Here is a 25,553-nt window from a genome sequence, read left to right on the forward strand (position 1 = left end):
GCGATCGCGCCGCGGAACATACTCGAGATGTGGGCGGACGCCGTCTTGTTGCTGCGGCGTCATCCATTCCAGTTCGTGATCTCCGCGCTGGTCCTCACCGTTGCGGGCAGCCTCATCGAGTCGGCGTGGGGGTGGGTGGTCACGACTCTGGTGGACGAGTCCGATCCTGAGCCGGCGCAACTTGCTCAGTTGGGGACGCTGTCGCTGCTGCTGTCGCTGGCTGTCTTCCTGACGGTCTTCGCGTTGACGGGCGCCCTGCAGGCGGTGCTCGTCGTACAGACGATCGTGGGGCGACCCGTGACCATCCGCGCGGCGTTACGGCTGCTGGCTCCCCGGATACGAGCGGTACTCGGGGTGACTGCGCTCCTGACCGTGGTCCCGCAACTCGTCCTCCTCGCGCTGATCGCGGTCCTGTCGGTATTCATCTGGCAGTGGCTGTCCTCGGAGTTGGACGCGTTCCTGGCCACCGGAGGCGACCCCGTCCTGGATTCCGTGCCGCCCTCCCCATCTGAGGCTCTCATAGCCGTCGCGGTGATTGTGGTGCCGACCTTCGCGCTGCTGTCTCTGGTATGGGTGGTGATGGCGTTGGCACTCCTGTTCGCGCCGATCACCGCGGCGCTGGAACCACTGCGTTTCGGCGGCGCGGTACGCCGCTCCATGCTGCTGGTCGGCAACAATCTGTGGCGGATCGTGGGGATCATCCTCCTTAATTTGCTGATCGCGCTGCCGATCATCCTGCCCTTGTTCGTGCCGCTGGTGTTGATCGGGAGCATCTTCTCGGTGGCCACCGCAGACCTTCCCTCGTGGGCGCAGGAAGTGATGTCCTGGCCGTTCGACCTCATGATCGCCGCGTTCATCGCCTGGCAGGTCACCGTCCTCGTCCTGCTCTACATCGACGTACGCATCCGCCAGGAGGGACTGGCGGCTGACCTCTGGCAGCGGCGTACGGCCGCATCGAGCGGAACACCTGACGGAGGTGCGGGCGACCCCACCGGCGACACCAAGAACGGGTGACAGGAAACGCGGTCTCACGTCGGACTTCGGCGCCGAGATGCCCAGCCCGGCATGTGAGCCCGGTCATCATCAACACGGCGTTCTGTCGCAGCGGTTGTACACGCGGACGCGGAAGCGCCACGCTTGCGAATTGTCGGACAAGTCAGGATCGTTGACGCCGAACAACAACCGGACAGGACGGCTGTCCGACCAGAACAGACACCCGCTCAGCGCAGTCGCCTGGACGATGGGCCCCACCCAGCCTGTCGGGTTGTGATTGAAGCGCACTATGGGCGAGAACTCGAACTGATCCGGGTACGGCCACCCCGCGGGAGCGGGTCTGCTGGTGCCATTGGGGTAATGGTCGGCGAAGCCGTAGTCCATGCGCGCCTTGCTGTTCCAGTCCGGGTCGACGCGTAGGACGTCGCCCTGCCGGAGAAAGTTCTCTGGGTTTGCGCCCTCAGGGAAGCTGCCGCGGCTGCCGTCTCCAGCGACTTCGATGAACCTATCGGCACGATCCCCGTTTTCGTTGTTGGCGCACCTGTTCACGGGGCCATTCGCCGGAGTCGGGGCCGATGCCCTCCAGATCTGTACGTGGAAGCTCCAGGCGCCGCCATTGTCCGACGTTTTCACATCGTTGACGCCGAAGGAGAACCTCGCAGGGGCGTGGTCCTGAAAGACAATGCAATGGTTGAAATGGGTTGCCTGTGCCGGCCCGCTGGTCCAGCCGGTGGGGGCGTTGTTGAAGCGCAGGACGGCCGAGTACTTGGCCAGCCCCGGGAAGGGCCAACCGTCCGGAGCCACCTCGCCGTTGCCGTTCGGGCCGAGCGTTCCTCCCAGCCACTCGTCGGGATCGACGCGAGAGTTGAAGTCGGGGATGACCCGGAACACGTCACCCGGCTCGATGATATTGGGTGGGTTATGCCCGGCCGGTACACCTCCGCCACCGTTGCCCCAGACGAGTACGCGTTGCACTTCATGGTCGGGGACCAGGCCCAGGCCGCATCGGACCCTGGCATCGGCCGTGTCGGCGGTGGCGGGACGGGGCAGGGCGACTGTCAGTGTGGTCATCACGAGCAGGGCGACTGCCGCCAGGCGCGATGAGGACCGTAGAACCCTATGGTTCATGTGGGCTCCGTTCGTGGGTGTAGTCATCACACGATCCCGTCAGCCAGGGGGCCGGTAAATACGAAGAACTGCGTACTTCCGAATCGCCAGACGATCTGGTACTCAGTCCTGCACAATGCGTCCATGACGTCTGACCGCGGATCTTCCCGGAGATTTGGCGGTCCTCATTGACTTGGATTGGACGGCTGGAACGGGGCACGCGCTCACCGGATCGCCCGACTGGCTGCACGAGGCACCGTTGGACGCGTTGATCCATTCGCACATGCGGGAGCATCCGCTTCTACGGCACTACGCACAGACCGCGAGCCGGACGCCGCTGGCCTTGGACAACGTCGCCACTGGCAGCTGGTGGAAGAGCGAAGCATACCGAGCCGGTAAGGAGGCCATCGGCATTGACCGTCAGCTCGCCATCCCGCTTGAGTCCCGGCCCGGACAGATCCGAGGCGTCATCATGAGCCGCGACAACATCGGTTACAGCGACCGGGACCTCGAGTACGCGGATTTGGCCCGGCCTCCTCTCGATATGGTCGCCGCCCATGAAGCGGAAATGTTCACGTCGCCGAAACTCGCTGATCCGGCGGAGCACAAACTAACTCCCCGCGAAATGGCGGTGTTGGCGCTTCTGGACGAAGGCCTGACCGCGTATGCCATTGGTCGCCGCCTCAGCATCAAGGAGGCGACCGTGAACAAGCACAAGGAGAATCTTTATCGCAAGCTCGGCGTTCGCGACCGCGTGAGTGCGCTACGAAAGGCCCGAGCCCTCGACCTCCTTCCCCCCATCATCCGCTGAACGTGCCTCGGTCCTCATCGCCCCGCCCCCACCGGGCTCCCGCATCGGACGGCGATGAGCCGTACCCACCCAAAGCACATGGCAATATCCGCAGGATGGAAGATCCCATCGCGCGGACCACCGCCACCTACGACCGCATCGCCCCCGCCTTCGCCTCCCGCTCCGAGAACCCCGACGCCGCCTTCCGCGCCTTCCGCGCGCGCTTCGCCGCCGCGCTGCCCGCCGGGGGGCGCGTCGCCGACCTGGGATGCGGCCCGGGAAGGGACGCGGCCTGGTTCCGCGAGCAGGGGCTCGTCCCGGTGGGGGTGGATCGCTCGGCCGCGATGGGCGTACTGGCCGCCGACCGCGGCGTTCCCGTGGCTCTGGGCGACCTGCGCCACCCGCCGCTGGCTCCCGGCTCGCTGGACGGGTTGTGGTCGGTCGCGGCACTCCTGCACGTTCCGGCCGCCGAGACCGCCGCGACACTGCGCGCCTGGCACGCGGCTCTGCGCCCCGGGGGCGTGCTCGGGCTGAGCACGTCGATCGGCGACGGCGAGGTCTGGGAGCCGGTCCCGCACGACGAAGGGCTTCTGCGCTGGTTCGTGCACCGCGAGCCGCGTACGCTGCTCGCGGCGCTGACCGAGATCGGCTTCGAGGTACGCGAGCACGCCGAGACCACCACCCACCGCACGTGGCTCAACGTGCTCGCGATCCGCCGCGAGGTGTGAACCAGTTGTGCCGCTGCCTGTGCCTGGGCGACGTGTGTTCGCTCAAGCTGCTCGCGCCCTTCGCCGTGGTGATGGTGCCCCTGATACTCGTCTCCTAGCGAAACCGCCCCTTGAGCTGCCCCGGCGGGAGGAGGCCGTCGGGGACTTCCCCGGCTCAAGGGGCGGTTTTCCTGGAGGGTCAGGTGACCGGGAGGGAGCTACCTGATGGGAGCTCCGGTGTCGAACCAGACGTTGCTCGCGGCCCACTTGACCCCGGAGTGGAGGTTGCCGGTGGCGCCGTACCGGAAGTCACGCTGGAACTTGTTGTTGGTGAACGTGCACTGGGCGCCGGTCGTCTTGCCGCCGCCGCCGTTGACGGTGTAGTTGCCGCCGTTCATCAGGTTGCCGTCGACCACGCAGTTGCGGACGGGAGCGTTCTCCTCGCCGAACTGGAAGGCGGCGTTCATCGGGTCCTTCAGCGTGGGGTTGTACGCCTGGATGTTGTTGCCCTTGAGGGTGATGTTGGTGCCGCCGGTGCTCTGGACGGCGTCGATGTGGCAGCCCGAGCAGCGCTTCAGGTGGTGCAGGTAGGACTTCTCGATCGTCGTGTTGTTGCCGACACGCGGCCCCTCGAACACGTCGTGGATGTTGACCCGGCGGAGCGTGTAGTTGCCGCAGCAGACCGCCGCGCTCGTGCCGCCGCTGATCTCGGTGTCCTCGACGACGACGTTGCCGCTGGTGACCCGGATCGGGTAGAGGCCGGTGCCGGCGGAGATGCGGGACCGCTTGATCGTCACGTTGGCGGCCTTGATGTTCACCGTGCCGGTGATGTTCATGGCGTCGATGACCGTGCCGGCCGTGGTGACGGTGATGCTGCCCGAGGGCTTGAGCGTGACCCCGCTGGGTACACCGGTGTTCTTCTCGTTCGGGAACCCGGTGGCGGGGGGCGGCGAGCCGGTGGGGCTGGTCGTGGGCTTGGGGCTGGCGGTGGGCGTCGGGCTCGGCTTGGGAGTACCGCCGTTCACGACCTTCACCGTCGCGTTGAGCAGCTTCTTGGTGCCGTCCTTGCGCACGACGTACGCGGTGAACACGTGCCTGCCGTTCGCCAGCGTGGCGGAGTCCAGGAGCTTGGCCTCACCGCCGGTCACCTCGCCGGTGAAGTCGAACGGCGCGGCCGTGTCGACCCTCGTCGGCGCCTTCTTGCGGGTCGCGTCGTCGAGGTGGAAGTCGACCGAGGTGAGCGGCTTGTCGGCCTGCAGGAAGACCGCGACCTTGCCGGAGACGGCGTAGTTGGTCGTCAGCGGGACGGCGTCCGAGCGGTCGGCGTTCGAGCTGATCATGAAGCGGAAGTCCGCCGGCGGCGCTGCCGCGGCCGCGGCGGTGGAGCCCTGGAAGGCGAGTACGGAGCCCAGGGACAGCAAACCGGCCACGCCGGCGACAAGGAGCCGATAAGCCAGGGACGGCGTCCTCAGTAAGTGGTCCATGCGGAGTCCTCTCTGACCGGGCTGCGTTCCGCCGCACGGCGGAACGGTCGGCACCGGATCACCGATCACGGGCGAACCCGCGGCGTGCGGCCTCACGTCGTGGCGGGGCCTCGCTGCGGGTTCGTGGCGGTCACGACCTGACGCGACATATGAGGTTGTGTGATGCGCTCAGCTCCGCGGCGCGTGGTCGGGCGACGGGCCGCGCTGGTGACGATGCCGAGCAGGGGTTGCGCCTCTGGCGTGAACCAGCCGCGAACGATCTTGCCACGCGCCGCCGCCGCCGTCATTGACTGTCAGCGCACATTCACTTCCGCCCTACCGGTCACAGCAGCACCACTACTCCGGTCGCCGCAGGTCGCGCCGGTAGGCCGCGGGCGGCATGCCGTAGGCGGCGCGGAAGGCGCGGTTGAAGTGTGAGCTGTCGGTCCAGCCCCAGCGGGCGGCTATCTGGCTGACCGGCCGGCCGTCCAGCCCCGGATCGGCCAGGTCGTGCCGGCATCGTTCCAGCCGGCGCTGCTGGATCCACCCCCTGACGGTCAGCCCCTGCCGCTGGAAGAGCCGGTGCAGGTATCTCGTGGAGATGTGGTGCCCGGCGGCGATGAGCGACGGGGTGAGGTCGGCGCGATCGAGGTGCTGCTCGACGAATGCCTGGACCCGCAGGAACAGCGCCGCCGTACGCTCGCCGCGGACCCGCGTGCTCTCGTCGAGCTCATGGGTGATCAGGTCGGTGACCAGGTCGAGGACGAGCCCCGACAGCCTGGCGCCGTCCGCGGGCGACGGCTCCTGCCTCGCCAGCCGCCGCAGGACCAGCGCGAGCACACCGCCCACGCCGGTACGGCCGGACAGCCGCGTGGCGAGCAGCCGCTCGACCATGGGGGCCGGCACCGGCAGGGCCTTGCGATCGAACTGGAGGATTATCCCGTCCGACGTGCCCGGCCCCGGCCCCGTCCAGGTGTCGGACCCCGACCAGGCCCAGAAGGGCTGCGAGGTGTCGTAGACGGCCATGTCCGCGGGGCCGAGAGCGGCCTCCCGGTGCCCCTGCCGCAGGCCGGAGCTGCCGCTCAGCGTCAGGCTGAGCTGGTAGAGGCCCGGGTCGGACGCGGCGATCAGCTCCGGCGTACGGCGGGCCTGGAACGGCGCGGACCGTATCCGGGAGATTCGCACGTCCCCGAGGTCGATCGACCGCATCTCGGCCCAGAAGGCCGCCGCGTGCTCGCTGTAACCGCGCACGGGCACCACGGACTGCGCCACCGCCGACCACCAGTAGTCGAAGCGGTCACCGGCCGCGACCTGGTCGGTGTGGAAGTGATGCGGCAATCTGTCTCCTCGCGAACCCGCGGAAGCCCGATGGCTCAAAGCGAACGAAACCTGGCCTGACCTGCGAGTCCGGCTTCGCCCGCGCGGGTTGTTCACCGGCAGAACGGCTTCCGGGCTTTGCCAGAACTCCTCATGGGCGGCCCCTCACGGCCGTCGAGGATCGCCGTGACCAGCGCGTCACGGAGCGGACCGGGGAAGCCCTGGGGAGGGCATCGTCGTCGTCGGGGCTACCGGACATCATGGACATGATCTTAGTGACCAGTGCCGGTGGGCCCGTCGTGTTCACGCGGCTGGGCTGTACGGCGGAGCATGGCCCCGCAGCCCTTGATCAGCCGAACCGAAGGCGCCGCCAGCGGGAGAGCCGGCCGCGTGTCGTCTCCTGGGCAGGGGCGGACCGCCGACGTGCAGGACATGGCCGTTGTCGCGATCATCCGCGCACGACCGGAAGGCCGTCGTCCCGCCCTGCCGTCACGAATGCGCCGGAACCCGCTCCAAGGGCTTCTCGCGACGCCCACCGGCGCGTCATGCTTTTTCCCGAGGCAGGTGACGCGGACGGCAGCAGAGGTGGTCTCGGACTGGCCGTACCGTCTGGCGCGCCGGGTCGTGTCGCGGGCGCCGCGCCGGCCGAAGACACTCACGCTGGCCGCCGCTCCCGAGGTCGAGACCGGCTCGGTGCTGCGGGCCACCTTCCACGGGCACAGCGTGGACTACGAGGTTGAGACCGGCTCGGGCACCCTTACGGTGACCGTGCCGGGGCCCCATCCGCAGGGCCTGCTGGCCGAGGGCACCAACGTGAGCGTCGTGATCGACCCCGCGCAGGCGTACGTGCTGGTCAAGTCGTGAGCCCTCCGCGAACGCCGCATAGCGAGCCCCGCGCATCCTTGACGTTCGGGTTGCTTCGGCCTGCCCCGTCGCTGACCAAGCGCGGGTAGGCCGGACATGTGACCAGTCACCCACCATGGGGCACGGAGGACCAGGGCCAGGACGACGACGCGGCCTGACGGATCGGCAACCATCGACGGGCGAGGCCCGGCTCCAAAGTCACGGCTGACGTGGACCCGCCTTCAATGAAAGGGCCTGATATGTCCAACCACTTCACCGGCCTCAGCCTCGGGCCACCACTCGGAGACCAGCGCCTCGATCTGTGCGACCTGTACGCCTTCGGGGCACCCGGCGATCCCAGCAGGACCGTTCTCATCCTCAACGCCAATCCCAACGCGGATGCCCTGCATCCCGACGCCGTATACCGCCTGAACATTGACAACGACGGCGACTACCTGACTGACGTCGCCTTCAGCTGGGTCTTCAGCCCGCCGGCATCCGACGGCTCCCAGACCTACAGCGTGTTCATGGCAACCGGTGCGGAGTCCCGCAGGCCCGAGGCGGCCGGCACCGCGATCGTGTCGGATGCCGCCGTCTCCTTCGGCCCTCATGCCAACGTGGTCGATAGCGGCGACTACAAGGTGGCCGCTGGTAGCCGCAGTGACGCCTTTTTCTTCGACTTCGACGGAATCAAGGACCTGTTCGACACCAGCGGCAACCGGAATTTCACCGCACCGCATGTGGGCGGGAAGTCCCCGTGGACCGGCGTCGACTCCAACAGCACGGCGAACGTTTTCTCCATGGCCATTGAACTGCCGACCGCGGAGTTGGCGCCCAAGCCCGAGTTGCACATCTGGGGCCGATGCAGCGTCCTGCGCGACGGCGAACTGGTCCACGCCGACCGGGCCGGACACCCGTCAATGAGCAGCTTCTTCAACACCGACGACACGAAGGAGGAGTACAACGCCAGCGAGCCGGTCAACGACCGGGAGAAGTGGACGGACCAATTCGTCCACTTGCTCGGCCACACGGGCGGCTACTCGCGTGAGGAGGCGATCACCGCGCTCGACGAGCACGGCCTCCTGCCGGACGTGCTGCACTTCGACCCGTCCAAGCCGGCCGCGTACCCTAATGGCCGGACTTTCACGGAAGACGTCATCGACATCCGCGTCGCGTTCCTCACCAAGAACGAGGCCCCGCCCACCGGTCTCACGCCGCACACCGACACTCTGGACCGGTTCCCGTACCTCGGCGACCCGCACCCGGCAGCCACCTCCTGACAGGGCGGACACACTCGTGGGCAAGGGCTGCCGGTATTGGCATCGCCGAGACGTCCGATGTTAACCGCGCCTGACAGCTCCGATGTGAACGCGGTGATCGGGCGCACTCCGCGTTCGACCAGGCGGCGATGGCGCTGAACGCGGAGCACCACGCCGGCAGGTGAAGTGACGAGCAGGCCTATGCGATGACGATGGATGGCTGTGCGGCTATTGACGTCATCAATACATCCGATGTTAACTGCGCCTGACAGATCCGATGTGAACGCGGTGAGATCCGCGGGCGCACCGGATCTGTGATGCCCCTGGAGCAGTGGGATCGCCGGTCGCCGGCGGCGGCGGTCCCAGCGCCCCTCTCCGGACGTCACGGCGCGCGCACCTGGCCGCCTCGGCGTCCGGTCCCCCGAGTCGGATGCGCGCGGCGCCGCCCCGCTGGCGGCCAGTGAGGAAGATCATGCGAACGTCGAAGAAAACGCTGCGCCTGTTACTGTCATCGCTGGTCACGGTCTGCCTGGTGCTGGCCGGCACGACCCTGCCCGCGTCGGCCTCCCCCACCGACGCCGCGTTCGACCAGGCCGCGGGGGCGCTCAACGTGGACCGCGCCGCCTACCTGTCCAAACACGACATCGTCTACAACCGGCCCAACACCAACCCGCTGTACGGCATGACGGTCGGCAACGGCCGTACCGGCGCGATGGTCTGGAACCAGAACGGCCTGACGATGCAGGTCTCGGGCGTGGACCTGTCGCAGCAGTCCACGTACGCGGCCGGCCTGGTCAACCTGTACTCCAACCCCGGCATGGACACGGGCTACTCGTCCTACCAGCAGCGGCTGTCCCTGTATGACGGGACGCTCACCACCAAATGGGACTCCAACCGGACCGTCACCATCATGGGGTCGCCGAACTCCGAGGTCATGGGCATCCACGTGGACGACTCGCGCGGCGGGGTGTCGAGCGTCGCGCTGGACCTGAGCATGTGGGACCCCAACACGGTCCAGAACATCGCCGACGTCCCCGACCTGAACACCTGGCGGACGATCTCCACGTTCGCGAGCAACGGCGTCGCCGGCCTGAGCCGGGGGCAGACCGACGCCAACGGGTTCGGCTACACCCTGGCCGCCACCGTCGAGGGCGCGAACTACTCGGTCCAGGTCGTCGACGGGCGCAAGGTACGGCTGAACATCACGCCGACCTCCAGCTACACGATCTGGCTCACGGCCGCCAGCCGGATCAACGCGCCGAACCGCGACTCGGTCACCCAGGCCCGCAACCAGCTCACCTCGGTCAAGAACGCCGGGTACGCCGCCACGTTCACGAGCTACAAGAACTTCTGGCACGACTTCTGGGCCAAGTCGTTCGTCCAGTACTCCAACGGCAACCGCGACGCCGACTACATGGAGAACGTCTACTACCTGAGCACGTACATGATCGCGGCGGCCGGCCGCGGCAACTACCCGGCCCACTTCATCAACGGCGTCTTCCGCGCCACCCAGGACCAGAGCAAGTGGAGCAACGCCTACTGGTACTGGAACCAGCGCGACGTCTACTACTCGTTCTTCGCCTCCAACCACACCGACCTGATCGACCGGCACAACAACCTGTACAGCCGCAACTACAACGCACTGAAGGCGTACACGCAGACGCGATACGGCGTGGACGGGATCTGGGTCCCCGAGACCATGGGATGGGACGGCAACGCACGGGGCACGGTCAACAGCGACTACACCAAGAACGTCCTGTCGACGGGCTACGAGGCCGCCTACAGCATGTACCTGCGCGCGAGGTACACCAACGACACGAACTACCTGCGGGACGTCGCCTACCCCTTCATGCGCGAGACGGCGAAGTTCTACTCGGCCATGCTGTCGCATGACGCGGCGACGAACACCTACTACATGGCCAACTCCAACGCCCACGAGACCTACTGGAACGTCCGCAACGCGATCACCGACCTGGCCGCGGTGCGCAGCATCTTCCCGCTGACGATCCAGGTCAGCCAGGAACTCGGCGTCGACTCCGGCCTGCGGGCGGGCTGGCAGAACATCCTCAACCGGCTCACGCCGTACGTCGTGCAGAACGGCGCGTGGCAGCCGCACCAGCCGCCGATCTCGCAGACCAGGAACGGCGAGAACGTCTCGGCCGAGCTGATCTGGCCCTACGACCTCACGGGCATCGGCCACCCCGACTACCAGACCGCGCTGAACACGTGGAACCAGCGGCCGTTCCCCTACGGCAACGTCTGGGCCAACGACGCGGTCCAGGCGGCCAGGCTCGGCCTCGGCGACCAGGCGTACAACGGCATGAAGACGATGCTGCAGAAGTACCAGAACTACGCCAACGGCATGACCAGCAACACCAACGGCGTCTTCGAGTATCTCGGCGTGCACCTGACGGCGATGAACGAGTCGCTGATGCAGAGCTACAACGGCAAGATCCGCGTCTTCCCGGCCGTGCCCGGCGACTCGTCCTTCGTCGGGAAGCTCACCCTGCTGGCCAGGGACGGCTTCCTGGTCAGCTCCGAGCGCGAGGCCGGCGAGGTCAAGTATGTCGGCCTCAGGAGCCAGTACGGCAAGCAGGCCACGGTGGTGAACCCCTGGGGGACCCAGCAGATCAGGGTACGGCGGGCCTCCGACAACGCGGTCGTCGCCACGAGCTCGGCGGCCGAGGTCTCCTTCCCCACGGCGGCCGGCACGGTCTACGTCGTGGAGCGGACCGCCAAGCCGCTGAGCTCGTACGCCTCGGCCCGGCTCACCGGCACGGCCAACCAGGGCGTCAAGACGCTCAGCAACACGGCCTCGTCGCTGGGCATGGGTGCGACGCCCGGCAACCCCGGCGGCCTGGTCAACGACACCGAGCTGACCTACGGCGCCAACTGGTACCACACGACGAGCCGGGGGTACGGCGATTACAACGACGACACCCATCACAGCACCACGGTGGGCTCGGCGGCCCAGTACACCTTCACCGGAACGGGCGTGGAGTACCTCTCCGAGCGCAACGGCGACATGGGCAACGTGGACGTCTACATCGACGACGTGTTCCAGGCCAACGTGAACCTCTACGCGGCGGGCGCCCGCCAGGCCCAGGTCGTGGTCTACCGCAGGACCGGCCTCCCCAGCGGCCGGCACACGATCAGGATCGTCAACAAGACGACCTCGGTGGGCATGGTCGACGCCCTGCGCATCCTGCCGTAGCCCCGCGGCCCGGAAGGCCCGCGTCCCGGATCGGTCGGGGCGCGGGCCTTCCGCGATCCTGGCTCCCCTTGCGCGCCCCGGACCGGCGCGTTCACCTTTGCCGCGATTTTGGGCCTTGTGTCAGATGCCCGGTCAACCTACGCTCCCACCCGAGTTAGGAAACCTCCCTAACCATCGCGGCACCACCCGAAGATGGGAGTCGTCAGTGAAGCGAAGCGCAGGTGCGAGGGTCTTCGCGGCGGTGGCCGCGTTGGCGCTGTCCTTACTCGTGCCGTTCCTGGTGCCGCAGGGAGCGGTCGCGGCCGGCTCGGGTGCGGCGGCGGCCGACCCGCTCGTGTCGGGCGGCAAGGCGGTGACGGCCTCCTCGACCGAGGCGGCCGGCCTGGAGGCGGCCAAGGCGGTCGACGGCAGCGCGACCACCCGGTGGGCCAGCGCGGAGGGCGTGGACCCGCAGTGGATCCGGGTGGACCTCGGGTCCGCGCACACCGTCTCGCGGGTTCGCCTGACCTGGGAGGCCGCCTACGCCACCGCGTACCGGGTGCAGACCTCGCCCGACGGGTCCGCCTGGACCGACGTCCACTCCACCGCGGCCGGCGACGGCGGCACCGACGACCTCACGGTGAGCGGCACCGGCCGGTACGTGCGGGTGTACGGCACGCAGCGCGGCACGCCGTACGGCTACTCGCTGTGGGAGCTGGAGGTCTTCGGGGTGCCCGCGGGCGGCGGCGCCGGCACGCCCGTCGAGGCCAACGGCCGGCTGCGGGTGTGCGGCACCAAGCTCTGCAACGAGAACGGCAAGCAGATCCAGCTCCGCGGCATGAGCAGCCACGGGATCCAGTGGTACAACCAGTGCCTGAACGCCGCCTCGCTCGACGCGCTGGCCGGCGACTGGAAGGCCGACGTCCTGCGCATCTCCATGTACATCCAGGAGGGCGGCTACGAGACCAACCCCCGGCTGTTCACCGACCGGGTGCACTCCCTGATCGAGATGGCCACCGCCCGCGGCATGTACGCGATCGTGGACTGGCACATGCTCACCCCCGGCGACCCGAATTTCAACCTCGCCCGGGCCAGGACGTTCTTCACCGAGATCGCCCAGCGCCACAACGGCAAGGAGAACGTGCTCTACGAGATCGCCAACGAGCCGAACGGCGACTCCGTCACCTGGCCGGTCATCCGTGGCTACGCCAACCAGCTCGTCCCGGTGATCCGGCAGTACGACGCGAACGCGCCGATCCTGGTCGGCACCCCCGCGTGGTCGTCGCTCGGCGTCTCCGGCCCCGGCGACCAGACCGACACCATCCGCGCCAACCCGGTCACCGGCACGAACATCATGTACACGTTCCACTTCTACGCCGCCTCGCACGGCACCCAGTACCTCAACACGCTGTCCCGGGCGGCCGACCTGCTGCCGATCTTCGTCACCGAGTTCGGCACCCAGACCGCCTCCGGCGACGGGGCGAACAACTTCTCCAGGTCGCAGCAGTACCTCGACCTGCTCGCGCAGAAGAAGATCAGCTGGGTGAACTGGAACTTCTCCGACGACTTCCGGACGGGGGCCGTCTTCACCACGGGGACCTGCCCGAACGGCCCGTTCGCCGGGACCGGCAGGCTCAAGGAGGCCGGCGTCTGGATCCGCGACCGGATCCGCACCGCCGACGACTTCTGAGCCGCCGAGGCGGGGGCCGCGCGTCCCGGCCGGCCCCGGGGCGGGACCGCGCCCCCCGCCGTTAATCAGGAGTCCTGCCCGAATCGGCCGGACGCGCGTCGGTGTCTCCCCGATCACGAGTTGATGTCGCCTCTTGACCGGCTCGGGATGAGCTTTTATGGTCCCTTCAAAGTTAGGAATACTTACTAACTTCCGCGTGCACGATGACCGTACTGCCCCCCACCTCGCCTGGTCATAGGAGAAACCTCGTGCGCTTCGTTCCCCTCGCGGCGGCCGGGTTGCTGGCCCTGTCGCTGACCGCCTGTACCGCGGGCACGGAGGCGCCCTCGCTCGGCGCCCGGCCCACCACGACCGGCACCGGACCGGTGGCCGCCGCCCTGCCCCCCGCCACGCTGGAGCTGTGGCACGGCTTCTCCACGGACGCCGAGACCACCGCGTTCGAGGAGGCCATCGCGGGCTTCACCAAGAAATACCCGCAGATCAAGGTGACCGCGAAGAAGGCCGTCCAGGACGCCCAGATCACCGCGGCCATCCGCGGCGGCAAGGCCCCCGACGTGGCCGCGTCGTTCACCACCGACAACGTCGCCCAGTGGTGCAGGTCGGGCGCCTTCCAGGACCTCACCCAGGTCATCCAGCAGGACGGCATCGACCTGAGCGTGCTGCCCGAGGCGTCGCGCTCCTACACCGAGTTCGAGGGCAAGCGGTGCACCATGCCGCTGCTGGCCGACGCCTACGGCCTCTATTACAACAAGGCTCTGATGAAGGGCAACGAGCCGCCCAAGACGCTGAGCGAGCTGACCGAGCTGACCAAGAAGCTCACCGTCCGCGACCCGGACGGCACCATCAAGGTCGCCGGCTTCATCCCCAGCTTCCAGTACTACGAGAACTCCCCCTCCCACCTCGGCCCGATGGTCGGCGCCAAGTGGTACAACCCGGACGGCACCTCGGCGATCGGCTCCGACCCGGCCTGGAAGCAGCTGCTGACCTGGCAGAAGGAACTCGTCGACTGGTACGGCTACGACAACCTTGACAAGTTCCGCAAGGGCCTGGGCGACGAGTGGGGCTCCGAGCACCCCTTCTTCGAGGGCAAGGTCGCGATGGCCGTGGACGGCGAGTGGCGCAACGCCATGATCGCCGCCGACCCCGAGGCGAAGTCGATGGACTACGGCACCGCGCCGCTGCCCGTCGCCGACGACAAGCCCGACCTGTACGGCAGCGGCTTCACCGCCGGCACGGTGATCGGAGTGCCCAAGGGCGCCAAGCACCCGCAGCACGCCTGGGAGCTGATCAAGCACCTCACCACCGACACCGACTCGCTGGTGACGCTGTCGAACGCGCTGCGCAACGTGCCCACCACCAAGGCCGCCATGGAGTCCCCGAAGCTGGCCAAGGACGACAAGTTCGCCACTTTCCTCGACATCTTCGCCCACCCGAAGACCTCGACCCTGCCGGCCAGCGTCAACAGCGTCTTCAACCAGGACGCCTTCTCCACCTTCCTCATCCAGTGGGAGAAGGGGGCGGTCAAGGACCTCGACGCCGGGCTGGCCGGCGTGGACAAGCGGATCAACGACAAGCTGAAGCTCTCCGGAGGCTGATGATGGCCTCCACCCACGCCGTGCCGCCCCGGTGGCGGCGCGGCGAGGGCGCCCGCGCCCTCCTCTGGCTCGCCCCGTGGATCGTCGGGGTCCTGGTCTTCTTCGGCTATCCGCTGCTGGCGACGGTCTACTTCTCCTTCTACCGCTACGACCTGTTCACCCTGGAGTTCGTCGGGCTGGACAACTGGCGGTACGCCTTCGCCGACGAGCGGGTGTACCAGTCGGCCAGGAACACCCTGTGGCTGGTGGTGTTCATGGTCCCGGCGCAGCTCCTCTTCGCGCTCGGCGTGGCCCAGCTGCTCACCAAGATCAAGTCTGGCGCGGGCGTGCTGCGGACGATCTTCTACCTGCCCTCGCTGGTGCCGGCCGTGGCGGGCACGGTCGCCTTCGTCTACCTGCTCAACCCGGCGACGGGACCGGTTAACCAGCTCCTCGCCCTCGTCGGGATCACCGGCCCCGACTGGTTCGGCAGCGCGGCCTGGGCCAAGCCCAGCCTCACCCTGCTCGCCGTCTGGGGCGTGGGCAACACCATGATGATCTTCCTGGCGGCGCTGCTGGACGTGCCCCGGCACCTGTACGAGGCGGCCGCGATCGACGGGGCGGGCGCCTGGCGGCAGTTCCGCAACGTCACGCTGCCGACGATCTCGCCGGTGCTGATGTTCTCCGCGATCACCGGGGTGATCTACGCCGTGCAGTACTTCGCCCAGGCCATGATCGCCTCCCGGGTGGCCTCCGGCGCGACCGACTCGGCAGGGAGCACCTTCACCCCCGGCTACCCGGACGGCTCGCTGCTCACCCTGCCCCAGCACCTGTTCCACACCGGGTTCCGCGACTGGTCGATGGGGCTGGCCTGCGTGCACGCGCTGCTGCTGTTCGCCGTGTCGATGGTCTTCACGCTGATCCTGCTGCGGCAGTTCAGCCGGGCGGAGGGGGAATCGTGACCGCCACCGTGACCGCGGGCTCCCGTCCCGCCCGTACCGTGCCGGCCGTACGGCGGCGCCGGCGCGGCCTGATGTGGATCGCCCAGCACGCGATCGCCATCGCGCTGGCGATCATGTTCCTCGGCCCGATCGCCTTCGTGGCGCTGACCGCCCTGATGACCGACGAGCAGGCGCTGACCAGCCAACTATGGCCGCAGACCTGGAACTGGGCCAACTTCGAGGTCGTCTTCGCCCGGTCGGACCTGCTCGCCTGGACGTTCAACACGTTCGTGTACGCCTCGCTTTCAACGCTGTTCATGCTCGTGTCGTCGGTCCCGGCGGCCTACGCCCTGTCGCGCTTCCGGTTCCGTGGCAGGAAGCTCGCGTTCCTGGTGGTGATCAGCACCATGATGCTGCCGCCGCAGGTCGTCGCGGTGCCGATCTACCTGATCTGGGCCCGGCTCGACCTCACCGACTCGTTGTGGCCGCTGATCATCCCGATGCTCTTCGGCGACGCGTTCTCGATCTTCCTGCTGCGCCAGTTCCTGATCACCATCCCGCGCGACTACACCGACGCGGCGCGCGTGGACGGCTGCTCCGACACGCGCATCCTGTTCACCGTGATCCTCCCGATGGCCCGGCCGGCGATCGCGGCGGTCGCGCTGTTCTCCTTCTTCTACTGCTGGAACGACTACTACGGCCCGCTGCTCTACGCAGGGGTCGACCAGGAGGGCTGGACGCTGTCGCTCGGGCTGGCCACCTTCAAGGCCCTGCACAGCGTGCAGTGGAACCTCACCATGGCGGCCACCCTGCTGGTGACCGCGCCGGTGATCATCGTTTTCTTCTTCGCCCAGCGGGTCTTCATCGAGGGCGTGACTCTGACGGGAGTGAAGGGTTGAAACTCGCCGTGATCGGGGGCGGCTCGACGTACACGCCTGAGCTGGTCGACGGGTTCGCGCGGCTGCGGGACGAGCTGCCGCTGACCGAGATCGCGCTGGTGGACCCCGCCGCCGAGCGGACGGCCCTGGTCGCGGGCATGGCGCGCAGGATGCTCGCCAGGGCCGGGCATCCCGCGACCGTGACCGCGACCGCCGACCTGCGTGAGGGCGTGGCGGGCGCGGACGCTGTCCTGCTCCAGTTGCGTGTGGGCGGGCAGGCCGCCCGCGAGGTGGACGAGACGCTGCCGCTGCGGTGCGGCTGCGTGGGCCAGGAGACCACGGGCGCCGGCGGGCTGGCCAAGGCGCTGCGGACCGTGCCGGTGGTCCTGGAGATCGCCGACACGGTACGGCGGCACGCCCCCGACGCCTGGATCGTCGACTTCACCAACCCGGTGGGCATCGTGACCAGGGCGCTGCTCGACGCCGGGCACCGGGCGATCGGCCTGTGCAACGTGGCGATCGGCTTCCAGCGCCGGTTCGCCGCGTACCTCGGCGTCGAGCCGGAGAGGGTGTCCCTCGGCCACGTCGGGCTCAACCACCTGACCTGGGAGCGTTCGGTCCACCTGGACGGCGTGGACGTGCTGCCCCGGCTGATCGCCGAGCACGGCAAGGAGATGGCCACCGGCCTCGGGCTGCCGCCCGAGCTGGTCGAGCGGCTGGGCGCGGTGCCGTCCTACTACCTGCGCTACTTCTACGCCCATGACCTGGTCGTGGCCGAGCAGCGGGTCTCGCCGTCCCGCGCGGCCGAGGTCGCGGCGATGGAGACCGAGCTGCTCGGGCTCTACGCCGACCCGGCGGTGGACACCAAGCCCGACCTGCTGGCCAGGCGCGGCGGCGCCTTCTACTCCGAGGCGGCGGTCGCGCTGATCGCCTCGCTGGCCGGCGACCGCGGCGACGTCCAGATCGTCAACACCCGCAACGACGGCACCCTGCCGTTCCTGTCCGACGACGCGGTCATCGAGGTCCCCGCGCGGGTCACCGCGGCCGGGGCGGCGCCACTGCCGGTCGAGCCCGTCGAGCCGCTCTACGCCGGGCTGATCGCGCACGTGTCGGCCTACGAGGAGCTGGCGCTCCGGGCGGCCGTGCACGGCGGGGCGGACCGGGTCCGCGACGCCCTGCTCGCGCACCCCCTGGTCGGCCAGGAGCACCTCGCCGCGGAGCTCACCGGCCTGCTCGTCGAGGCCAACCGCCCGCACCTGCCCTGGGCGGCCGCGGAGTGAGAACCGTACTCGCGGTGGACGGGGGCAACAGCAAGACCGACCTCGCCCTGGTGGCAGAGGACGGCACGGTGCTCGCCACCGGCAGCACCGGGCCGTTCGTGCCGCACAGCGTCGGGGTCGCTGCGGCGGCCGAGGTGGTGGAACGGGCCGCGCGGGAGCTGCTCGGCGGCGCGGCCCCGCCGTACGCCGACGTGATGTGCGCCTACCTGGCGGGGGCCGACTTCCCCGCCGAGGTGGCGGCGCTGCGCGCGGAGTTCACCGCGCGCGGCTGTGCCAAGGAGGTGACCGTGGCCAACGACACCCTCGCCGTGCTGCGCGCGGGCGCCTCCCGGCCGTGGGGCGTCGCCGTGGTGTGCGGGGCGGGGATGAACGCCGCCGGCGTCTCGCCCACTGGTGAGACCGCCCGCTTCCCCGCGCTCGGCAGGGTGAGCGGCGACTGGGGCGGCGGCGAGGAACTGGCCGAGGAGGTGCTCTGGCACGCCGTGCGGGTCGAGGACGGCCGCGGCCCGGCGACCGCGCTGGCCGACCTGGTGATGTCGCACTTCGGCGTGGCCAGTGTGAGGGACCTGGTGCTCGCCCTGCACTTCGGCGAGATGGACCGGGGCCGGCTGCACGAGCTGGTGCCGGGCCTGTTCGCGGTCGCCGCGGACGGCGACGCCGCCGCCATCGCGCTGGTCGAACGGCAGGCCACGGAGGTCGCCGTGATGGCCGAGGTCTGCCTGCGCCGCCTGGACCTGCTGGACACCTCCGTCGAGGTCGTTCTCGGCGGAGGGGTGCTCACCGCCGGGCACCGCATGTTGCTCGACCGGATCGAAGCCGGCCTCGCCGCGGCCGCGCCGCGCGCCGACCTGGTCGTCGCCGCCCTGCTTCCCGTGGCGGGCGCCGCTCTGGCCGGCCTGGACCTGCTCGGCGCGGCGGAGAGCGCCGGCCACCGAGTCCGTGACCATTTCAGGAGGAGCAGATGAAGAGGCTGATTCCCGCCGCCCTCGCGCTGGCGACGCTCACCACCGGGTTCGCGACCGGCGCCCCCGCGCACGCCGGCTCGGCCCCCTCCGCCTTCATCCGGGTGGACCAGGTGGGCTTCGCGCCGGCCGAGACCAAGCACGCCTACCTGATGACGTCCGGCGCCGCCGGTCGCTTCAGCGTGGTCGACCGCCGTGGCCGGGAGGTCCTCACCGGTACGGCCGGCCGCGACCTCGGCGCCTGGAACACCCGCTACCCGCACGTCTACGACCTGGACCTGACCCGGCTGCGCACGCCGGGCAGCTACCGGATCAAGGCGGGCGCGGTGACCTCGCCGGAGTTCGAGGTGGCCCCCGCCGGGCTGCTCGACGCCCCCGCCCGCAAGGTGGTGGACTTCTTCGGCCTCCAGCGCGACGGCGTGGGAGCCAGGGGCGGGCCGAGCCACCTGAACGACCGGGCCGCCTCGGTCTACGCCTGGCCGGAGTTCACCGGCCCGGACACCGACCAGATCAAGGGCGGGCTGACCAGGATCGGCGGCCCGGTGGACGTCGAGGGCGGCTGGTTCGACGCGGGCGACTACCTCAAGTTCACCCACATCCTGTCGTACGTGGACACCCTGCTGTGGGCCGCCGAACGGGACGGCGCGCCCGTCCCGCGCCTGCGCGCCGAGGCCGCCCACGGACTCGGGTATCTCGACAAGATGTGGGACGAGAAGACCAAAACGCTCTACATCCAGGTCGGCATCGGCGCGGGCAACGAAGCGGGCACCTTCGACGGCGACCACGACATCTGGCGGCTGCCGCAGGCCGACGACGGCGACACGGGCGACGGGCGCCAGTTCATCCGGCACCGGCCGGTGTTCCGCGCCGCCGCCCCCGGCGAGCCGATCAGCCCGAACCTCGCCGGCCGCACCGCCGCCGCGTTCGCGCTCGCCGCCCAACTGGAGCCGTCCCGCGAGCGGGCCAAGGAACTGCTGGACAAGGCCGCCTCCGTCTACGCCATGGCGAAGACCACCGGCGTCGGGCAGCTCGTGACCTCGCTCCCGCACGCCTTCTACCCCGAGAGCGTCTGGCGCGACGACATGGAGCTGGGCGGCGCGCAGCTCGCCCTGGCCGCGCAGCGCCTCGGCGACCCGCGCGCCGGCCGATGGCTGGCCCAGGCCGCGCACTGGGCCGCCGAATACCTCCGCGAGGAGACCGGCGACACGCTCAACCTGTACGACGTGAGCGCCCTCGCCCACGCCGACCTCGTCAGGGCGATACGCCGGGCCAGGGCGAGCGGCCTGGCCGTGTCCGAGGCCGACCTGGTCGCCGGGCTGCGCGTGCAGCTGGAGATCGGCGCCCGGCGCGCCGCCGCCGACCCCTTCCGCGCCGGGGCAAGATACGACGAGTTCGACTCGGTGCCGCACGCCTTCGGCCTGGCCGCCACCTCGCGGCTGTACCGGTCGGTGACCGGCGACCGCTCCTACGACGCCTTCGGCACCGGCCAGCGGAGCTGGGCGCTGGGCGCGAACCCGTGGGGCGTGTCGTTCGTCGCCGAGGTCGGCGAGAACTCGATCGCCTGCCCGCACCACCAGGTCGCCAACATCACCGGCAGGCCCGCCACGGGCGCGGTGGTGAACGGCCCCAACAGCGCCGAGCTGTTCGAGGACGGCCTCGGCGGGCGCTTCGACGAGATGCCGGCGTGCCCGCCCGACGAGGTGGACCGATACGAGGAGTTCACCGGGCGGGGCAGCCGGTTCGTGGACGACGTCCGCTCCTGGCAGGCGTCCGAGCCGGCCGACGATTTCGCGGCCGTCGCACTGTACGCTCTGACGTTGATGTCGCGGTGAGCGCTGTCGTGGAGGTGACATGAAGACCCCCCTTCACGGGACGCCGAGCCTGATGCGGGCGATCAACGATCGCACCGCCCTCCGGGTCCTGCTGGAGCGGGGCCCGCTGACGCGTCCCGAGATCGGCGAGCTGACCGGCCTGTCCAAGCCGACGGCGTTCCAGCTGCTGGCCCGCCTCCAGGAGGCGGGCCTGGTGGTCGGCGACGGGGTCAGGGCGGGACAGCCGGGCCGCACGGCGGAGACCTACCGGATCAACCCGGCCGCCGCGTACGTCGCCGCCCTCGACGTCACGCAGGACCGGATCGGCGTGCAGGTGGCCGACATCACCGGCGAGATCCGCGGCGAGCACACGCTCCCCTCCCCCGGCGGCCCGCCCGGCCCGCTGATCGACCGGCTCCGGGCGGCCATCGCCGGGGCCGGGGCGCCGGGACCGCTGCGCCGGGTGGTGATCGGCGTGCAGGGCGCCATCGATCCCACCACCGGCGCCCTGTGCTACGCCACCGACGAGGACCTGCCCGGCTGGCGGATCCCCGACCTGCTGCCCACGCTGAGCGCGGGGCTCGGCACGGCCGTCGCCGTGGAGAACGACGTCAACCTGGTCGCCCTGGCCGAGCAGGCGCGCGGCGCGGCGGCCGACTGCCCCGACTTCGTGCTGCTCTGGGCCGACGAAGGGCTGGGGTCGGCCCTGGTGATCGGCGGGCGGCTGCACCGGGGCTTCTTCGGCGGCGCGGGCGAGGTCGGCTACATGCCCGCCCCGGGCGCGGCCACGGCCCGCGACGTGGGCCGGTTCGGCCGCCACGGCTACCAGGCCCTGGTCGGCGGCCCCGCGGTGCGCGACCTGCTGCGCACCTACGGGGTGGACGCGCCCGACTTCCGGCAGGCGGTGACGGCCGCGGCCGCCCTCGCCGGGCAGGGCGCCGGGCGGGCGGCCGAGGAGGCGGGCGTGGGGCTCCGCCTGGTGGCCGCCCGGGTCGCCGTGGGCCTGGCGGCCATCGCGTCGGTCGTCGATCCCGGCCTCATCGTGCTGGCCGGCGGGCTGATGTCCGCGGGCGGCGAATACCTCCGCGACCTGATCGAGCGCGAGCTGCACGCCCTCACCCACTCCCACCCCCAGGTACGCCTGTCGGCCCTCGCGGGCAACCCGGTGCTGGCCGGCGCGATGGACCTCGCGCTGGCCACCGTCCGCGACGAGGTCTTCGGCAGCGTCGTCCGCGACGGCCTCACCGCGCCCCGCTGACCCGAACGCGACGGACCACGCCAGGCAGGCGTCACACCGACTCGGCGGCGTCCAGGGCGAGCACGGCGAACGTGGCGAGCCAGTGATCGCTGACGAAGTCACCGGCGATCACCTGGGGCAGAGCGGCCCTCAGCTGCTCCTCGGCGGCGGCGGTGAGCCGCGGACGCCGCCCGTCGCCGGCCGGGAGCGCGGCGGCGATGGACCACAGCGCCGCCGCGCGGCTGAGCGCGAGCCCGATCAGGTGCCCGATCTGCGGATCGCGGCCATCGGACACGATCGGCGGCTCCAGCAGAGCCCGCGGCTCACCGTGCTCCAGCCCCGGCAGGAACGCCGACAACCACACCGCGAACTCCTCGGGCGTCAGAACCCGCCGCATCAGATCGGCCTCGGTGAGGGCCGGCGACACGAAGTCCTGGCCAGACGGTTCCCAGGCCGCCGGATAGTCGCGATCGGCGCCGAACCAGCGCCGGGCGGCCTCGGTGACGACATCCGCGAGTGCCGCCGGCCCGGCCGAGTCCAGTACCAGTCCCAGCGCGAACGCGCTGTTGGCGTGAACGCCATGGCGGACCGGATAGGTGGCCTTGGCCAGCCACCCCTCGACGAGTTCGGCGACAGTCGTCACCGCCGGCCGCAGCGCGGCCGCCCACCGGGCACCGTCGTCGCCGGCCTTTTCGCATTCGGCCGCCAGCGCGAGCAGCCAGCCCCAGCCGTAGGGCCGCTCGAACGTCGGGTTGGCCCGCAGGTAGGCGGCCTCGGCCATCAGGTGCTCGGGCGTCAGGTGCCGGTCCAGCAACTCGCGAACGGCGGCCTCGTCGATCTCGGCCCGGTGGCGCCGCAGCAGCCGGACCAGCAGCCAGTGCATGTGCACCGCGGAGTGCCAGTCATAGGAGCCGTAGAAGGCCGGATGGTGGACGCGGGGCGGCACGAGGTCGCCCGGACCCGTGAGGAGGTGCTGGGGAGCGTTCGGGAACTCCCGGGTCACGTTCTCCAGGGCGAGGCCGGCCAGGCGGGGGGCGAGCTCGGCAACGGTCGGCAGTGGATCAGTGGAGGGCGCCACCGGTCTCCTTCAGATCTGCGGTCGTGGTGACCGCCGTGGACACGATCGCCGTCAGGGCGTCGGCGATCGCCTGGACGGACATCGACGGCTGGTCGCCGCCCGGGACCTGTTCGGGAAGGTAGGGCACGTGCACGAAGCCGCCGCGCACGCCGGGCCGGCCGGATGCGAGGAGATGCATCAGCCCGTAGAAGACGTGGTTGCACAGGAACGTGCCCGCCGTGTGCGAGACCGACGCCGGCAGGCCGGCCTCGCGGACGGCGGCCACGCACGCCTTCACCGGGAGGGTGGAGAAGTACGCGGCCGGGCCGCCCACGACGACGGGCTCGTCGACGGGCTGGGCGCCCTGGTTGTCGGGGATGCGAGCGTCGTCCAGGTTGATGGCGACGCGCTCCACCGTGATGCCCGGCCTCCCGCCCGCCTGCCCGACACAGACGACGACGTCGGCGCCGGACTCCTCGACGGCCGTGCGCAGCCGCTCGATGGCGTCGTGGAAGACCACCGGCAGCATCACCGTCGTCAGCGACACCCCTTCCGGCGACGTGGTCGCGGCCAGTCGCACCGCCTGCCACGACGGATTGACGCCGGAGCCGTCGAACGGCTCGAATCCGGTGAGCAGCACGTGGGTCATGGGTCTCCTCTCAAGTTCTTCCGCGATGTTCCAGTGCCGGCGAGGTCCAGGCCAGGGGTGGTGCTCAGAAGGCGAAGATCGCCATGATCACGATGTTGCAGGCGAGCAGCGGGATCGCCGTCGGGATCTGCGCCTTGATCGGCCCGTACTGGTCCTTGAGCTCCAGGAGGGTGGCCGGGACGATGTTGAAGTTGGCCGCCATCGGTGTGGTGAGGGTGCCGCAGAAGCCGGCGAGCATGCCGACGGCGAGCACGACGTGCGGGTCACCGCCCGCGCCCTGGATCAGTACGGGCCAGCCGATCGCCGCCGTCATGACGGGGAACGCGGCGAAGGCGTTGCCCATGACGAACGTGAACACCGCCATCCCGATGCAGTAGACCGCGACCGCGACGTACGTCTGCCCGCTCGGCAGCACGTTCTCGGTGATCCGGCCGACCTGCTCGCCGACGCCGGCCGTGGCGAACAGGCTGCCCAGCGTGGCGAGCATCTGCGGCAGCAGCATGGCCCAGCCCATCGCCTCCAGCAGCGAACGTCCCTCGTTGATCGGGGTGGCGATGCGGCGTTCACGAAGAATGAACATGCCGATGACGAGGGCCACGATGGCACCGAAGCCGAGCCCGAGAATGGTCTCGCTGCCCTTCTCCAGGATCAGCTCACCGCCGAGGGACTGACCCTTGAGGAGGGTCGCGCACAGCACCGCCACCACGGGGATGGTCAGGGCCGGAATGAACAGCCGGCTGCCCAGCCGCCGGGCCGACGCGTCCCGTTCCGCGGGCGTCGTCGTGTTGCGCTCGCCCTTACCGGTCAGCTTGAAGCCGCCCAGGACCGCCATGACGAGCACCGCGACGCCGAGCGGCTCGGGCGGGGCCTTGTCCTGGACGACCCAGGTCCCGTAGATGAAGCCGAGGCCCAGCAGCCCCCAGAAAGCGGCCGTGCCGTACCGCTTGGGATTGGTGCGGTCCAGCAGCATCTGTACGGCCATGACCAGGAAGATCGCGCCGATCAGCCAGTAGAACCATTCGGACTTGATCACTTGACCGTCTCCCTCTTGGCGATCGCCGCATCCAGCTCACGCGCCAGCCAGCGGTCGAGGGCGATCATCCGGTACCCGTGAATGATGAAGGCACAGATAGCGGTGGGAATCGCCCAGATGGCCAGGCTCAGCGGCTCCAGCTGCGTGCCGTAGGTCGTGTTCACGAAGCCCGTGATGAGCAGGATCGACCCGATGGCGATGAAGATGTCCTCGCCGAAGAACACGCCGACCGTGTCGGCGCTGGCGGAGTACGACTTGACCTTCTCGCGGACCCGTTCGGGCAGCGGCCCGTAGCGGCGCTCGGCCGCCCCCTCGGCCATCGGCGCGACCAGGGGGCGGATCGACTGCGCGGGGCCGCCGATGTTGGTCAGTCCGAGGGCGGCGGTGACCTGCCGGATGAAGAGGTACAGCGTGAGAAAGCGCCCTGTGGTGAGGCCGGTGAGCTTGCCGATGAGGTTGCGGGCCTGCTGCTGGAGGCCGTAACGCTCCAGGAGGCCGATCACCGGCAGCGTGATCACGAAAATCGTCACCGACCGGCTGGAGGCGAAGCCGTCACCGAAGGCGGCGATCACCGCCTGTGGCGAGAGCCCGCCGAGCAGACCGGTGACGATCCCGGCGACCGCCACGACCAGCAGCGGATTTTGTTTCAGGGCGAAACCGAGGATGACGACGGCCACGCCGAGGAGAACGATCATACGGACGCCCCTTTTAGTACTGGTGTCCTGTCCGATATGGGTGGAGGGAAGTTCTCGGAGAGGTTAAGGTATTG

At 69.7% G+C, this 25,553-nt stretch carries 21 protein-coding genes; 14 read left to right on the top strand and 7 right to left on the bottom strand.

The features are described 5' to 3' along the window. The first annotated feature begins 27 nt into the window (after window positions 1-27). The gene (locus tag BLS95_RS18705; protein WP_143043780.1) at window positions 28-1,014 is read left to right on the top strand and encodes a hypothetical protein; all 987 of its coding nucleotides are present in this window, start codon (window positions 28-30) and stop codon (window positions 1,012-1,014) included. A gap of 69 nt (window positions 1,015-1,083) precedes the next feature. Here the strand turns inward: BLS95_RS18705 and BLS95_RS18710 are convergent, their stop codons facing one another. Further along, complete coding sequence (locus BLS95_RS18710; RefSeq protein WP_143043781.1) at window positions 1,084-2,064, bottom strand: hypothetical protein; 981 nt, start codon at window positions 2,062-2,064, stop codon at window positions 1,084-1,086. Between the two features lie 295 nt (window positions 2,065-2,359). Between BLS95_RS18710 and BLS95_RS18720 the strand changes: the two genes are divergently transcribed. Together BLS95_RS18720 and BLS95_RS18725 are read left to right on the top strand one after the other, a co-directional pair. Then, window positions 2,360-2,911 (top strand): helix-turn-helix transcriptional regulator, encoded by a 552-nt coding sequence (locus BLS95_RS18720; protein WP_218135838.1) that lies wholly within the window; start codon window positions 2,360-2,362, stop codon window positions 2,909-2,911. Window positions 2,912-3,006: 95 nt separating this feature from the next. Next, entirely contained in the window at window positions 3,007-3,618 is a 612-nt protein-coding gene (locus BLS95_RS18725) for a class I SAM-dependent methyltransferase (protein WP_090932932.1), read from the top strand. 197 nt (window positions 3,619-3,815) lie between these two features. Here the strand turns inward: BLS95_RS18725 and BLS95_RS18730 are convergent, their stop codons facing one another. Together BLS95_RS18730 and BLS95_RS18735 are read right to left on the bottom strand one after the other, a co-directional pair. Continuing rightward, entirely contained in the window at window positions 3,816-5,081 is a 1,266-nt protein-coding gene (locus tag BLS95_RS18730) for a right-handed parallel beta-helix repeat-containing protein (protein WP_090932934.1), read from the bottom strand. Window positions 5,082-5,417: 336 nt separating this feature from the next. Continuing rightward, window positions 5,418-6,398, bottom strand: coding sequence for an AraC-like ligand-binding domain-containing protein (locus BLS95_RS18735; RefSeq protein ID WP_143043782.1), 981 nt, complete (start codon window positions 6,396-6,398; stop codon window positions 5,418-5,420). A gap of 543 nt (window positions 6,399-6,941) precedes the next feature. Between BLS95_RS18735 and BLS95_RS55755 the strand changes: the two genes are divergently transcribed. From BLS95_RS55755 to BLS95_RS18790, 11 genes are all read left to right on the top strand, one after another. Further along, the gene (locus BLS95_RS55755) at window positions 6,942-7,241 is read left to right on the top strand and encodes a TOBE domain-containing protein (protein ID WP_176993261.1); all 300 of its coding nucleotides are present in this window, start codon (window positions 6,942-6,944) and stop codon (window positions 7,239-7,241) included. A 239-nt stretch (window positions 7,242-7,480) separates the two neighbouring features. After that, window positions 7,481-8,500, top strand: a complete 1,020-nt coding sequence (locus tag BLS95_RS18745; protein ID WP_090932940.1) for a DUF4331 family protein — start codon at window positions 7,481-7,483, stop codon at window positions 8,498-8,500. A gap of 451 nt (window positions 8,501-8,951) precedes the next feature. Further along, a complete protein-coding gene (locus BLS95_RS18750) occupies window positions 8,952-11,693 on the top strand; it encodes a glycosyl hydrolase family 95 catalytic domain-containing protein (protein ID WP_218135839.1) in 2,742 nt (913 codons plus the stop codon). Window positions 11,694-11,898: 205 nt separating this feature from the next. Next, window positions 11,899-13,362, top strand: coding sequence for a cellulase family glycosylhydrolase (locus BLS95_RS59535; protein ID WP_342742730.1), 1,464 nt, complete (start codon window positions 11,899-11,901; stop codon window positions 13,360-13,362). A gap of 248 nt (window positions 13,363-13,610) precedes the next feature. Continuing rightward, window positions 13,611-14,957, top strand: coding sequence for an extracellular solute-binding protein (locus tag BLS95_RS18760; protein WP_090932943.1), 1,347 nt, complete (start codon window positions 13,611-13,613; stop codon window positions 14,955-14,957). Then, on the top strand, window positions 14,957-15,898 hold the full coding sequence (locus tag BLS95_RS18765) for a carbohydrate ABC transporter permease (RefSeq protein WP_245765143.1): 942 nt from the start codon (window positions 14,957-14,959) through the stop codon (window positions 15,896-15,898). The genes BLS95_RS18760 and BLS95_RS18765 overlap by 1 nt, the downstream gene beginning before the upstream one ends. Next, window positions 15,895-16,776, top strand: a complete 882-nt coding sequence (locus BLS95_RS18770) for a carbohydrate ABC transporter permease (protein WP_245765144.1) — start codon at window positions 15,895-15,897, stop codon at window positions 16,774-16,776. Before BLS95_RS18765 ends, BLS95_RS18770 begins: the two co-directional genes overlap by 4 nt. Then, window positions 16,773-18,035 (top strand): 6-phospho-beta-glucosidase, encoded by a 1,263-nt coding sequence (locus tag BLS95_RS18775; RefSeq protein ID WP_090932947.1) that lies wholly within the window; start codon window positions 16,773-16,775, stop codon window positions 18,033-18,035. Before BLS95_RS18770 ends, BLS95_RS18775 begins: the two co-directional genes overlap by 4 nt. Continuing rightward, window positions 18,032-19,000: an N-acetylglucosamine kinase gene (locus BLS95_RS18780; RefSeq protein ID WP_090932950.1), complete on the top strand. Its 969-nt coding sequence runs from the start codon at window positions 18,032-18,034 to the stop codon at window positions 18,998-19,000. Before BLS95_RS18775 ends, BLS95_RS18780 begins: the two co-directional genes overlap by 4 nt. Then, the gene (locus tag BLS95_RS18785; protein WP_090932952.1) at window positions 18,997-20,829 is read left to right on the top strand and encodes a glycoside hydrolase family 9 protein; all 1,833 of its coding nucleotides are present in this window, start codon (window positions 18,997-18,999) and stop codon (window positions 20,827-20,829) included. The genes BLS95_RS18780 and BLS95_RS18785 overlap by 4 nt, the downstream gene beginning before the upstream one ends. 19 nt (window positions 20,830-20,848) lie before the next feature. Continuing rightward, window positions 20,849-22,066 (top strand): ROK family transcriptional regulator, encoded by a 1,218-nt coding sequence (locus BLS95_RS18790; RefSeq protein WP_090932954.1) that lies wholly within the window; start codon window positions 20,849-20,851, stop codon window positions 22,064-22,066. 31 nt (window positions 22,067-22,097) lie between these two features. On the opposite strand, the gene BLS95_RS18795 is transcribed toward BLS95_RS18790, so the two are convergent. The 4 genes from BLS95_RS18795 to BLS95_RS18810 all read right to left on the bottom strand — a co-directional run bounded on the left by BLS95_RS18795 (window position 22,098) and on the right by BLS95_RS18810 (window position 25,479). Then, window positions 22,098-23,123 carry a DUF2891 domain-containing protein gene (locus BLS95_RS18795; protein ID WP_218135840.1) on the bottom strand — a complete coding sequence of 342 codons (1,026 nt, stop codon included), beginning with the start codon at window positions 23,121-23,123 and terminating at the stop codon, window positions 22,098-22,100. After that, a complete protein-coding gene (pcp, locus tag BLS95_RS18800; protein WP_090932956.1) occupies window positions 23,107-23,751 on the bottom strand; it encodes a pyroglutamyl-peptidase I in 645 nt (214 codons plus the stop codon). Before pcp ends, BLS95_RS18795 begins: the two co-directional genes overlap by 17 nt. 64 nt (window positions 23,752-23,815) lie before the next feature. Then, window positions 23,816-24,784 carry a DUF979 domain-containing protein gene (locus tag BLS95_RS18805; RefSeq protein ID WP_090932958.1) on the bottom strand — a complete coding sequence of 323 codons (969 nt, stop codon included), beginning with the start codon at window positions 24,782-24,784 and terminating at the stop codon, window positions 23,816-23,818. Then, a complete protein-coding gene (locus BLS95_RS18810) occupies window positions 24,781-25,479 on the bottom strand; it encodes a DUF969 domain-containing protein (RefSeq protein WP_090932960.1) in 699 nt (232 codons plus the stop codon). The genes BLS95_RS18805 and BLS95_RS18810 overlap by 4 nt, the downstream gene beginning before the upstream one ends. Window positions 25,480-25,553 lie beyond the last annotated feature (74 nt).

Source organism: Nonomuraea jiangxiensis, assembly GCF_900099965.1.
In the GTDB taxonomy this organism is placed as follows: Bacteria; Actinomycetota; Actinomycetes; order Streptosporangiales; family Streptosporangiaceae; genus Nonomuraea; species Nonomuraea jiangxiensis.